Genomic DNA, 13,258 nt, shown 5'->3' on the forward strand with positions numbered 1-13,258 from the left:
CAGAAAAAGCAAAGCCGACCAATGGCCGGCTTTATCGATATACGGAAGGGATCATTTACTGTTGCGGTGCAACAAGACCGTCGTTAATAGTGAGTAAGTCGCCTTCAGAAATAATACCAGCAGCTTGATACAGTGCCAAAATTCGATTGACGTATGTATAACGGGCTTCTGACAGGTTCCGACGCGCATTAAACAGGTTCCGCGTACTTTGCAGTACATCGACGATTGTCCGCGTACCCACTTCTAAACCGACTTGGGTCGCGTTTAAAGCGCTTTCAGCAGAAATAACTGCTTGTTCGAACGCACGAATACTCGAAATGCTGGCGACCACGTCAAAATAAGCACTGCGAACTTCACGCTCTACTGCACGACGATTTTCTTCCAACGTTTGACTGACTGAGACATAGTCGGCGCGCGCTTGCTCAGTGCTTGCCACTGTACGGCCACCGGAATACAAGGGTAAGGTCAGTTGCAAACCAATGTTCCGTGAGTTTAAGCCACTAACACTGCGGCTTCCTGCAGCACTACTGGTGTCCTGATCACGATTGGAGTAGCTTGCGTTTAAACTGACGCGTGGATAATGGCCTGCCCGCGCTAGCTCGATGCGCTGCTCGGCGATTTCTAAACCGCTGCGGCTAATCAGCAACTGAAGGTTACGATCGTGGGCGAGTTGAATCCAACGCTCTACGCCTTGTGGGTCAGGGCGTACTGGATCAAAACGGTCGGTGTTTAAACGGTGGATGTCTGCATGCTGACGACCGGTGATTTCACGTAGCCCTTCAAGGGTGATTTCAACTCGGTTCTGCGCTTGGATTTCTTGAGCGACGGCATTGTCAAATTGCGCTTGCGCTTCATGAACATCTGTAATTGCCGTCAAACCAACTGAAAATCGATGCTTGGTTTGCTCTAGCTGCCGTTCAATTGCTCGCTTTTCTGCTTGCACAAACTCGAGATTATCCTGGGCTTGTAATACCGCAAAGTAAGCATTGGTCACGCGTAACATGAGTTGCTGACGAGCCAACAAATAGTTTACTTCGGCTTGATAAGCTTGCTTTTCAACAATGCCAGTACCGCGCCAAGTGCCAAGGTTAAATACCGTTTGCGACAATGACACTTCTTGACTAAACGACGTGCTATTGGTGGTGCGTACCACGAAACCGTCATCTGTTGTATTAACACCATCAGACTTACTGTCCGAGTAGTTCATGCCAAAATTAATTTGTGGCCACCAATCTGCTCGAGAAACGTCTACCCCAGCTTTTGCGGAGTCACGGTCAGAAGCAGCACGCAATAGGCGGGGATCGTTTTCTAAAGCGAGACGATAGATGTCGGTAAGGTCAGTTGCTTGGGTCGGAACAATGGCTAGGCCCAAGCCTAGGGAGAGTGCGACAGCTAAACATTTAATCTTCATCGGTTGTCGATTCCTTTATTAAAAAGGTACAGCTATGAGTACAAATCGGGTTCATGCGGCCAGTGTAGCCCGAGAGCATACAGGAGGTCATCTTTTAAACACGCATTTTTGATGCGCTAAGTGTAACAGAATATTAGCTCATGTATATTAGGCGTGTCTAATACAGGCCCATCCTGCGACATATGGCTTCAGCATTGAGATAACTTGCAGCTTTTCTGCTCGGCAGGTAGGCTTTCGCACAGATAGAACGGCGTGAGCACCGATCTTATTCCTCGTGCCAGCGTAAATGACGATGGAATAAGTACAACGTAGGAGTGAGATGTGGATCAGTTCAATTATGAAGATGTAGAAATTCGCGAAACGCATGAAGTTTATCGCGGTTTCTTTCGTGTCAACGTAGCAACCCTTCGCCACCGGTTATTTGCTGGGGGCTGGAGTGACTGGATGAAACGTGAAATCATGGATCGCGGTCATGCGGTTGTGGTGATCCCCTATGACCCGGTGAGTGATCAAATCGTCATGCTTGAGCAATTTCGAGTCGGAGCTATGGCCACGAGCACTACGCCTTGGCTGCATGAATTAGTGGCAGGCATGGTCGACGAGGGCGAAACCCATGAACAAGTCGCCCGTCGGGAGTTGCAAGAAGAAGCTGGCTTAGCTGCGAATTCATTACATTATGCTTTAAGTTACTTATCGAGCCCTGGCGGCATGACTGAACGTATCTACATTTACTTAGCCCAAGTTGACGCAGACTCAGCTTCGAAGTTTGGTGGCTTGGCCAGTGAACATGAGGATATCAAAGTGACCCCGTTAGCGCGCACGCAAGTCATGAGCATGTTAGAAGCCGGTCGGATGGATAACGCAGCGACCGTAATTGGGTTACAATGGTTGGCAATTCACTTAAACCGATTCCGCCACCAATGGGGGTTTTCTGACGTTGAATAAAAAGCGCTACGTACCAGATTTACAACGTCTACATAGCTTGGCGGAGCGCAACTATGCCGCGCTGCAACGCTTGTTAACGCAGAGCCCAGACGAACCCTTACAACGAGAAATTTTGGTGGGTGACCAGTTGCGTTTCCAGATTGCAGAGAAGACGTCTGCACGTTACACCACGGATTTGGCCATCGCGCAAACCGCGCCAGACACGCATGATTTTGTCAAAGCGTCATTTATTGTGCGTTTATATCACGACGCTCGGATGGCTGAAATCATTGATTGCCAGGGTCAAGAGCGTTTAACCGCTTTAACTTTAACGGCAGAAAATCCAGCATATCCGCGCGATGAGAAGCTGCAATTGAATCAGCATCTGGCGGATTGGCTCAAGCTCTGTTTTCAAACTGGACGGATACAATACGAATTTAACTATGCTGGCTAGTGACATCCGCACCTAGTATCTGTATTAATAAGATCTACAGCGTTGTGACCACACGAATTCGCGTACAACTATAACAACAGTCGAGCTTTAACTACCTATGACAACTGATTACAAAGCGGACTCGATAGAAGTTCTTAACGGCCTCGAGCCAGTTAAACGTCGTCCCGGCATGTATACCGACACGACACGCCCGAACCATCTTGGTCAAGAAGTTATTGATAACTCAGTCGACGAGGCGCTCGCCGGACATGCGCGGACAATTACCGTGATACTTCATGCCGACCAATCGCTTGAAGTTCTTGATGACGGTCGTGGTATGCCGGTCGATATTCACCCGGAAGAAGGTATTCCGGGCGTCGAGTTGATTATGACGAAACTCCATGCCGGCGGTAAATTCTCGAACAAAAACTACCAATTTTCCGGAGGTTTACACGGTGTCGGTATTAGCGTTGTTAACGCGCTTTCGACGCGCTTGGATGTGACGGTAAAGCGCGATGGTCAAATTTATGAAATGGCTTTCGAGCATGGTGACAAGGTCACTGATCTTGCGGTGACAGGCACTGTTGGCAAGCGCAATACGGGAACACGGGTGCGTTTTTGGCCGGATGCTAAATATTTTGATTCAGCTAAATTTTCTGTGAGCCGTCTGCGCTATCAATTGCGTGCAAAAGCGGTGCTCTGTCCAGGGCTGACCATTACCTTTAAAGATCATGTGAACAGTGAAGAAACGACGTGGTTTTATGAAGACGGTTTGCGTGATTATTTAACTGAAGCGTTACGCGATCTCCCGCGCTTACCCGATGACCCATTTATTGGCCAGTTTCATGCGGCTGAAGAAGGCGCTGAATGGGCGGTCACTTGGCTGCCGGAAGGTGGTGATGGGATTGGTGAGTCGTATGTGAACTTAATTCCAACCCCGCAAGGAGGAACGCACGTAAATGGCTTGCGTCAAGGTATGTTGGAAGCATTGCGTGATTTTTGTGAGTTCCGCAACCTGCTGCCGCGCGGCGTGCGTTTGACGCCGGAAGATATCTGGGACCGCTGCAGCTACATCTTGTCAGTGAAGATGAGTGATCCGCAATTTTCCGGACAAACCAAAGAACGCTTAAGCTCACGGCAAATGGCAGCATTTGTTAGCGGTGTCGTTAAAGACGCCTTCAGTTTGTGGTTGAATGAACACACGGATTTAGCCGAGCAAATTGCTGAACTCTGTATTTCAAGTGCTCAGCGGCGGATGCGCGCTGCGAAAAAGGTGGTTCGCAAGCGTGTCACGCAAGGACCAGCACTGCCTGGTAAACTGGCCGATTGCGCTAGTCAAGATCCGGATCGCAGTGAGTTATTTTTGGTCGAGGGTGACTCGGCCGGAGGCTCGGCGAAACAAGCGCGCGATCGTCAATTTCAAGCGGTAATGCCACTGCGTGGGAAAATCTTAAACACGTGGGAAGTCGATCCGGATCAGATCCTCGCATCGCAGGAAATTCATGATATTTCGGTTGCGCTGGGTGTCGACCCCGGAGCCCTCGATTTAAGTAATTTGCGCTATGGAAAAATCTGCATCCTTGCCGATGCCGACTCCGATGGACTGCATATAGCGACGCTGCTCTGCGCCTTGTTTGTGAAACACTTTTTACCCTTGGTAGCGGCAGGGCACGTGTATGTCGCGATGCCACCTTTATATCGAATTGACGTTGGCAAAGAAGTTTATTACGCGTTGGACGATAGTGAAAAACAGGGCATTCTTGATCGTATTGAAGCTGAGAAAAAACGCGGAAAAGTCAACGTTCAGCGGTTCAAAGGACTCGGTGAGATGAATCCGTTGCAGTTACGCGAAACGACGATGGATCCGAACACACGCCGTCTTGTGCAATTGACCGTTGATGATCCGCAGCAGACCGACATTCTGATGGATATGTTACTGGCTAAAAAGCGCTCGAGTGACCGCCGCGACTGGTTGGAAAGCAAAGGCAACCTTGTCGAGTTAGCGTAACTTAGCAAGCACCGAAATGTTGCGTGAATGAAACTGGATAATAATAAAGTGAAACAGGACTGGCTATGAGTACGGCATTGGAAAATATTGAACAGCAGCCATTACATGCATTTACCGAGCAAGCGTATCTCAATTATTCGATGTACGTGATTATGGATCGTGCTTTACCACACATTGGTGATGGCCTTAAGCCGGTTCAGCGCCGCATTATCTACGCCATGTCAGAGCTTGGTTTGTCTGCGTTGGCAAAATATAAAAAATCAGCCCGCACGGTCGGTGATGTGTTGGGTAAATTCCACCCACATGGTGACTCTGCTTGCTACGAAGCCATGGTATTAATGGCACAACCATTTTCGTATCGTTATCCGTTAGTCGATGGGCAAGGGAACTGGGGTTCCGCCGATGATCCTAAGTCGTTTGCTGCCATGCGGTATACCGAAGCTCGCTTGTCTCGTTTTAGTGAGGTATTGCTCGCTGAATTAGCCCAAGGAACGTCAGACTGGGTGCCGAACTTCGATGGAACCATGGACGAGCCGAAGATCCTACCGGCGCGCCTACCGCATATTTTATTAAATGGTGTGACCGGTATTGCTGTCGGCATGGCGACTGATATTCCACCGCATAACGCTCGCGAAGTCGCTAATGCGTGTGCATTGCTACTCGATCAGCCCAAAGCCACGCTAAGCGATATTATGGCGCATGTGCGCGGACCAGATTATCCGACTGATGCGGAAGTGATTACCGCGGCAGACGATATCGAGAAAATATATGAAACTGGGCGTGGCAGCATCAAAATGCGCGCTCGCTATGTGATGGAAGATGGCGAGGTTGTCATCGACGCTTTGCCACATCAAGCCTCTGGTGCGCGCATACTTGAGCAAATTGCCGCGCAGATGCAAGCCAAAAAGCTGCCGATGGTTTCTGACTTGCGGGATGAGTCAGATCATGAAAATCCGACGCGTTTAGTCATTGTTCCGCGTTCGAATCGAGTTGATGTTGAACAACTCATGGCGCACTTATTTGCCACCACGGATCTTGAGAAGAACTATCGCGTCAATTTAAACATGCTCGGACTTGACGGGCGTCCGCAGGTTAAACCGTTAGTCTCTATTCTCCAAGAGTGGCTTGATTACCGTCTGCAAACCGTGACACGCCGGCTGCAGTTTCGTTTAGACAAAGTTGAACGCCGCCTGCATATCCTTGACGGTCTCCTTATCGCGTTTCTGAATATCGATGAAGTGATTGAAATCATTCGTCACGAAGAACAGCCGAAAGTGGAGTTGATGCGTCGGTTTGAGCTCTCAGACACGCAAGCGGAAGCAATTCTCGAACTGAAATTACGCCACTTGGCGAAGCTCGAAGAAATAAAGTTGCGTGCTGAACAAGATGAGCTCGCTAAAGAACGTGATCAATTGCAAACGTTACTGAGCTCTGAGCGGCGAATGAAAACGCTCATTAAGAAAGAATTGTTAGCGGATGCGGAAAAATACGGTGATGACCGTCGCTCGCCTCTGGTCGAACGGAAAGAGGCCAAAGCGTTGTCTGAGCGTGAGTTAACGCCGTCAGAAGCCGTGACTGTTGTGCTCTCGCAAAAAGGTTGGGTACGCGCAGCAAAAGGGCATGATATTGATGGCGCCGCGCTTGGCTACAAAGCAGGGGACAGTTTCCTTGCCCAAGCTTCCGGTCGCAGCAACCAGCCGGTCGTGTTTATTGATACATCAGGCCGCAGTTATAGCTGTGAAGCGCATACATTGCCTTCAGCACGCACGCAAGGTGAGCCGTTGTCAGGTCGCTTTAGTTTAGTGGCGGGCGAGAGTGTTTCCCAAGTTCTGATGAGTAAAGACGAGCAATTATGGTTGCTTGCATCCGATGCTGGTTATGGATTTGTGGCCAAGTTTAGCGATATGCAAAGTCGCGTGAAGAATGGTAAAGCCTTACTTTCTTTGCCAAGCTCTGCACGAGTACTTGCACCGCAGCGAGTAAATGCAGTTGAATCAGATTTGATCGTGGCTGTGTCCAATGAGGGACGACTACTAGCGTTTCCAGTGGCTGATCTTCCGCAATTAGCCAAAGGTAAAGGCAACAAGATTATTAGCATTCCATCTAGTCGAGCTAAACTGCGTGAAGAGTATGTGCAAGCAGTGACGGTAATGCCAGCAGATGCGACCTTAGTGGTTCATGCAGGTAAGCGGAAGTTACAACTCAAACCCTCTGATCTTGAGCATTATCGAGGCGAACGCGGACGACGTGGGAATAAGTTACCGAGAGGCTTGCAGCGCGTTGACGCGCTCGATTTTGAATTATCGGAAAAACCTCAAGAAATTCAGGAAAATGACGCAGAATAGCTAATTTTTAATACAGCTGTACGCTAAAAGGGACTTACTCGTTAAAGGTAAGTCCCTTATTTTTATTGGTCAAAATAAGACCTTTCAGGTTATACTGCGAGCCTAATTTTCGATTGAGAGTACACATGTTAGCTGTAATTAGATTACTGATTCTGGGTGTTTTTGTTGTGTTAGCGGGTGTTTTGGGCTCGTTATTTTGCCTAGTTAGGCCGTTTCATCGCAATAATACGGCGCTTTTTGCGCATTTGTTTGGACGGATGCACAAATTACTCGGTGTTGACTTGGAGATCCGGGTGCCAGAAGAGGTGAAGCAAGGCGGTCCTTTTGTGTATATTGCTAATCACCAAAACAGTTACGACATTTTCACCATGAGTCGAAGTTTATTGCCGGGTACCGTTACAATTGGTAAAAAGAGCCTAAAATGGGTTCCTTTTTTCGGTCAGCTGTATTGGCTGTCTGGAAATATCTTGATTGATCGCAAAAATAGTTCACGGGCACACGGAACAATAGGGACTGCTGTAAACGCAATTCAGCAGCGTAATTTATCGATCTGGATGTTCCCAGAAGGAACGCGCAGTTACGGCCGCGGTTTGTTGCCATTCAAGACCGGTGCCTTTCATACAGCGGTGCAGGCTAAGGTTCCGCTTGTTCCCGTGTGTATGTCGACAACCCATGAAAAGATCAAGCTCAATCGTTGGAATAATGGTAAAGTAATTATCGAAATGATGCCGCCGATTGATACGCTAGGTTACTCGCGCGAGCGCATTCGCGAGCTGATGGCGACAAGTTATGAGCAAATGCTTGCTAAAATTAATCGCCTCGATGAAGAAGTTAAATCTGTCAATTCTCGGATTAAGTCGAGAGAGGGAGTACGTTCGTCGTGAATGATTTAGAAGCCTTATTAGCCCAAAGTGATGAGACGATTGATATTTTGTTAGAAGCTGGACTTGAAGCTGATGAGGAATTAGAAATTGAACATCACTTGGTTTCATCAGACTTTAGCAAGTTAGAGAAGGCAGCCGTGGAGCTTGTGAAGCTTGGCTATCATGTCGAGGACGCTGAAGAGTTCGAGCTCGATGATGGACAACCGGCGTTTTACTTTGCAGCGTTAACTTATTGCACTGTTGAACGCGCGAAGCTCGCTGCACAAACTCGTGAAATTACTGAAATTGCTGACCATTGTGGTGTTGAGTATGATGGTTGGGGTACATTTATTGGTGACGAAGAAGAAGAGTAAATCTCTGCTTCAAGCGTCAAAAAAACAGCCGTGGGTGGAAACCGACGGCTGTTTTGTTAGCGGGCAACGAACGCTGCAGATCAAGATTAAATGGCGGCGATCCGAGCTCGTTGTTGCTGCAGTTGCTGGAGGAGTTCTTCAGCTTCTGCTAATTTTTCACGCTCTTTGGCAATGACTTCAGCAGGTGCTTTGCTGACAAAGTTGTCATTACTAAGCTTGCCAGCTAAGCGCTGTTTGTCCTTTTCAGCTTTATCAATCGTTTTGTCTAAACGTGCAAGTTCAGCGTCCTTGTCGATTAACCCAGCCATCGGGATATGTATTTCCGTACGACCGACAAGTGCTGTAGCACTTGCTGGCGCGTCTTCTCCGGCAGCTAGGAAGGTCACACTTTCAAGTTTCGCAAGTGCGCTGAGGAAACTTTCGTTTTGCTGCAAACGACGCGTTGCTTGCTCGTCCGCATTAACAATGATGACTGGTAACGCTTTATTTGGTGATAAATCCATTTCACCACGGATATTGCGGATCCCGATAATGACTTGTTTGAGCCACTCCATGTCGTCAGAAGCGGCGGCAAAACGAGTTTCCTTAACCTGCGGATACGGCTGCAGCATTATTGTGTCTGCGCTAACGCCGGTCAGTGGTGCAACGCGCTGCCAAATTTCCTCGGTAATAAACGGAAGTAGCGGATGCAACAAGCGTAAAAGTTGCTCCAGCACGTGCACAAGTGTGTGACGCGTACCGCGTTGCTGTGCTTCGCTACCATTTTGCAATACCGGCTTGGTCAACTCGAGATACCAGTCGCAGAATTGATTCCAGCTAAATTCATAGGCAATTGCAGCAGCTTGGTCGAAACGGTACTGGTCGAGTGCGCGGCGGAAGTCTTTGACGGTCGCGTTCATGCGCTCAATAATCCATTGATCCGCAAGTGAGAGCTCCATATCGCCAGCGGATAAGCCGCAATCTTTCTCTTCCGTATTCATAAGGACATAACGACTGGCGTTCCAGAGTTTATTGCAGAAATTCCGGTAGCCTTCGAGGCGCTTCATGTCCCAGTTGATATCGCGACCAGTGGAAGCCAGAGCAGCTAATGTAAAACGCAGAGCATCAGTACCATGCGCGCTAATTCCCTCTGGAAATTCTTTGCGCGTACGCTTGCTAATCTGCTCTGCGAGCTTTTCTTGCATCAAATTACTAGTGCGTTTTTCGACTAAGGTATCCAGTTCAATACCGTCAATCATGTCGAGCGGATCGATAACATTACCTTTCGATTTCGACATTTTATTACCCTGTTCGTCACGAATGAGGCCAGTGACATACACGGTTTTAAAAGGAACTTGTGGTTTACCATCTTCGTCTTTGAGGAAATGCATGGTCATCATGATCATGCGAGCAACCCAGAAGAAAATAATATCGAAACCTGTAACCAAGACATCGGTCGGATGGAAAGTCTTTAACGCTTCGGTATCTTCCGGCCAGCCTAGGGTTGAGAAGGTCCATAACGCGGAAGAGAACCACGTATCCAGAACGTCATTATCTTGGTGTAAAGGACGATCCGCAAGATTGTGTTTTGCACGTACTTCGTCTTCGCTGCGACCGACATAGATATTACCGGAATCGTCATACCAAGCTGGAATTCGATGACCCCACCACAATTGACGAGAAATACACCAGTCCTGAATGTCACGCATCCAGCTGAAATACATATTCTCATATTGTTTTGGCACGAACTGAATATCACCGTCCTCGACGGCCTTGGTGGCGGTTTCAGCAAGTGGGGCAACGCGAACATACCATTGATCGGTTAAGAATGGTTCTATCACCACGCCAGAGCGGTCACCGTAGGGGACTTTGTTGGCATGTGTTTCAATTTTATCCAGTAAGCCCGCCGCCTCGAAGGCAGCAACAATTGCTTTGCGCGCAGCAAAACGTTCTAAACCGGCAAACTCAGTTGGCAGGCTGGTCGAAATGTCATGACGTGGTTGACCTTTCAAATCAAACACCTCAGCAGCAGCCAAAATATGCGCATCGTCACTGAGGATATTAATTAAAGGTAAGTTGTGGCGTTTGCCAATTTCATAGTCATTAAAGTCATGAGCAGGTGTGATTTTCACACAGCCAGAGCCAAACTCTTGATCAACGTAGTCGTCGACAATTATGGGTATCCGACGACCGGTCAGTGGCAATTCAATGAATTGACCGTGCAAAGAGGCATAACGCGCATCGTCTGGATGTACCGCGACAGCCGCGTCACCGAGCATCGTTTCAGGCCGGGTAGTCGCGACAATGACATACGCTTTGCCATCGGCAGTTGTGGCACCATCAGCAAGTGGGTAACGCAAATGCCAAAGACTGCCTTGGCTTTCTTTGTTTTCGACCTCTAAATCCGAAATTGCTGTTTTGAGCTTCGGATCCCAATTGACTAACCGTTTGCCACGATAAATCAGGTTATCTTCATATAAACGCACGAAGACTTCCTGAACCGCAGCCGACAAGCCGTCGTCCATGGTGAAACGCTCACGTTGCCAATCCACGGAATCACCTAACCGACGCATCTGTTGGGTGATCGTGCCACCTGACTCTGCTTTCCATTCCCAAACTTTGTCGATGAAGGTTTCTCGGCCGAGACTATGGCGGTCAATCCCCTGGGCAGCAAGTTTACGTTCGACAACCATTTGTGTGGCAATACCGGCGTGGTCTGTGCCCACTTGCCAAAGTGTATTAAAACCGTCCATTCGCTTATAACGAACGAGCGTATCCATTAATGTGTGCTGGAATGCGTGGCCCATGTGCAGGCTACCAGTAACATTGGGTGGAGGAATCATAATACAATAAGAGTCACCCTCACCGGATGGACGGAAGTAACCCGACTGCTCCCAATGCTGGTACAGACGCTGCTCAATATTCTGTGGGGAATAGGTTTTATCCATAATGTCCTTCAATGCTTAGGAAAGAGGCTGAGTGTCTATATTCGCCCCAGTCCGTCGATAGGTTCGAAAACGTTCACGTGCAAGCTCTTTTTCGTCGTCTTGCAACGGAACAAAGTCAATAATTCGTTGTACACCGCGAACAAACGGCGCACAGTCACTGGCTAAGTTGATGACCAGTTGTCGACCGCTGCCATAATTCTCGAGCGGCTGATCCCAACCGATAACGACCGGCGCGCCGCCGTTCGGCCCTTCGCCAACTAAATTATGCGGAATAAAGCGTTCCGGAGGCTGTTGCCAGAGCAGCTCGTCAAAGCGTTCAGCTTGCTCTTGTGATTGGGCACGTATGGCAATTTTGCGGCGTTGTGAAAACTGCTCAGCAACAAGCTGACACACCTGAGACAACCAAGCGGACTCTTCCGCTTGGTTGAGCAAATAAAAAGTGACCTCAGGCGCTCTAGCCATAGTTATTCACCTGCCGCAGAGCCAGCTTTCGCCAATAGGTATTGGGTCAGCATTGGCACAGGGCGTCCGGTTGCCCCTTTATCTTTGCCACTTTTCCAAGCGGTACCGGCGATATCTAAATGCGCCCAATGGTATTTCTTGGTGAAGCGTGACAAGAAACAGGCCGCTGTAATTGTACCGGCTGGACGGCCGCCTAAGTTGGTCATGTCAGCAAATGGGCTGTCTAACATTTCCTGATAATCGTCCCACAAAGGTAACTGCCAAGCGCGGTCGCCACTTTGTTTTGAAACGTTCAGTAATTCATGAGCAAGTGGATTATGGTTGCTCATTAGGCCGGTCGCATGTGCGCCGAGTGCGATTACACAGGCGCCAGTTAAGGTGGCAATATCAATGACCGCCTCAGGGTTAAAACGCTCAACATAGGTTAATGCGTCACAAAGTACCAAGCGTCCTTCCGCGTCAGTATTGAGCACTTCAACGGTTTGTCCTGACATCGTGGTTAAAATGTCGCCTGGACGATACGCTCGGCCGTCAGGCATGTTTTCACAACCGGCGAGAATACCAATGACATTGATCGGCAGCTGCAATTCTGCCAGTGCTTGCATTGTACCTAAGACGCCGGCCGCACCGCCCATGTCATATTTCATTTCGTCCATGGCCTCGCCAGGCTTGATTGAAATACCGCCGGAGTCGAACGTTAGGCCTTTACCAACTAAAACAATTGGCGCGCGGTCGTCTTGGCTGCCACGGTAGTGCATGACTGTCATCACTGCAGGGTTTTCTGAACCACGGCTTACGGCTAAGTAAGAATTCATGCCAAGCTCGGCCATGTCCGATTCATTGACACGTTCGACAGTAAGGTTTTCATAACGCTCAGCGACTTGCTCTGCCTGTTCGGCAAGCCAAACCGGCGTACAAATATTTGGCGGCATATTGGCCGCGTCACGACATAATTTGACGCCTTTGGCGACGGCGAGACCATGTTGAACCGATTTTTCACCAATCGGTAGCTCGCGACGCGTAGGAACATTGAAGACCATTTTACGCAGAGGGCGACGAGGCTCTTCTTTGTGTGTTTTTAATTGGTCAAAGACATATAAGCTTGCCTGCGCAGCTTCAATTGCGTGGCGCACTTTCCAATAGGTATCGCGACCTTTAACGTGCAATTCGCTAAGGAAACAAACTGCTTCCATCGCACCCGTTTCATTCAAGGTTGCAATGGTTTTGCTGATAATTTGGCGGTACTGACGCTCATCGAGTTCGCGCTCTTTACCACAACCAACCAACAGAACACGTTCACTTAAAACATTGGGAATATTATGGAGCAATAAAACTTGTCCTGCTTTGCCCTCGATATCGCCGCGGCGCAGTAAGTTACTTAAATAACCATCACTGATTTTATCGATTTGTTCAGCAGCGGGGGATAAACGACGAGGCTCGAACACGCCCACGACAATACATGCTGAACGCTGTTTCTCAGGACTGCCACTTTTTACATTAAACTCCATGCC

Annotated in this window: 10 protein-coding genes; 6 read left to right on the plus strand and 4 right to left on the minus strand. The window is 48.7% G+C overall.

Annotation, left to right across the window (positions count from 1 at the left end; translation table 11 throughout):
- Positions 1 to 55 precede the first annotated feature (55 nt).
- A complete protein-coding gene (tolC, locus tag LAT77_RS09735; protein ID WP_290564369.1) occupies positions 56 to 1,411 on the minus strand; it encodes an outer membrane channel protein TolC in 1,356 nt (451 codons plus the stop codon).
- Positions 1,412 to 1,732: 321 nt separating this feature from the next.
- On the opposite strand from tolC, the gene nudF reads away from it, so the two are divergent.
- The 6 genes from nudF (at position 1,733) to rraB (ending at position 8,358) form a co-directional block, all read left to right on the plus strand.
- Positions 1,733 to 2,356, plus strand: a complete 624-nt coding sequence (nudF, locus tag LAT77_RS09740) for an ADP-ribose diphosphatase (protein WP_290564370.1) — start codon at positions 1,733 to 1,735, stop codon at positions 2,354 to 2,356.
- A complete protein-coding gene (locus tag LAT77_RS09745; protein WP_290564371.1) occupies positions 2,349 to 2,789 on the plus strand; it encodes a DUF1249 domain-containing protein in 441 nt (146 codons plus the stop codon). The genes nudF and LAT77_RS09745 overlap by 8 nt, the downstream gene beginning before the upstream one ends.
- A gap of 97 nt (positions 2,790 to 2,886) precedes the next feature.
- Positions 2,887 to 4,776 (plus strand): DNA topoisomerase IV subunit B, encoded by a 1,890-nt coding sequence (parE, locus tag LAT77_RS09750; protein ID WP_290564372.1) that lies wholly within the window; start codon positions 2,887 to 2,889, stop codon positions 4,774 to 4,776.
- Positions 4,777 to 4,841: 65 nt separating this feature from the next.
- Positions 4,842 to 7,121 carry a DNA topoisomerase IV subunit A gene (gene parC, locus LAT77_RS09755; protein ID WP_290564373.1) on the plus strand — a complete coding sequence of 760 codons (2,280 nt, stop codon included), beginning with the start codon at positions 4,842 to 4,844 and terminating at the stop codon, positions 7,119 to 7,121.
- 125 nt (positions 7,122 to 7,246) lie between these two features.
- Complete coding sequence (locus LAT77_RS09760; RefSeq protein WP_290564374.1) at positions 7,247 to 8,005, plus strand: 1-acylglycerol-3-phosphate O-acyltransferase; 759 nt, start codon at positions 7,247 to 7,249, stop codon at positions 8,003 to 8,005.
- Positions 8,002 to 8,358 carry a ribonuclease E inhibitor RraB gene (rraB, locus tag LAT77_RS09765; RefSeq protein WP_290564375.1) on the plus strand — a complete coding sequence of 119 codons (357 nt, stop codon included), beginning with the start codon at positions 8,002 to 8,004 and terminating at the stop codon, positions 8,356 to 8,358. The genes LAT77_RS09760 and rraB overlap by 4 nt, the downstream gene beginning before the upstream one ends.
- Positions 8,359 to 8,444: 86 nt before the next feature.
- On the opposite strand, the gene LAT77_RS09770 is transcribed toward rraB, so the two are convergent.
- The 3 genes from LAT77_RS09770 to pepA are packed head-to-tail and all read right to left on the minus strand — an operon-like array spanning position 8,445 to position 13,255.
- Complete coding sequence (locus LAT77_RS09770; RefSeq protein ID WP_290564376.1) at positions 8,445 to 11,285, minus strand: valine--tRNA ligase; 2,841 nt, start codon at positions 11,283 to 11,285, stop codon at positions 8,445 to 8,447.
- Positions 11,286 to 11,300: 15 nt separating this feature from the next.
- Complete coding sequence (locus LAT77_RS09775; protein WP_290564377.1) at positions 11,301 to 11,747, minus strand: DNA polymerase III subunit chi; 447 nt, start codon at positions 11,745 to 11,747, stop codon at positions 11,301 to 11,303.
- 2 nt (positions 11,748 to 11,749) lie between these two features.
- On the minus strand, positions 11,750 to 13,255 hold the full coding sequence (gene pepA / locus LAT77_RS09780; protein ID WP_290564378.1) for a leucyl aminopeptidase: 1,506 nt from the start codon (positions 13,253 to 13,255) through the stop codon (positions 11,750 to 11,752).
- Between the last annotated feature and the right edge of the window lie 3 nt (positions 13,256 to 13,258).

This window comes from Aliidiomarina sp. (assembly GCF_022565475.1).
Taxonomy (GTDB): Bacteria; Pseudomonadota; Gammaproteobacteria; order Enterobacterales; family Alteromonadaceae; genus Aliidiomarina.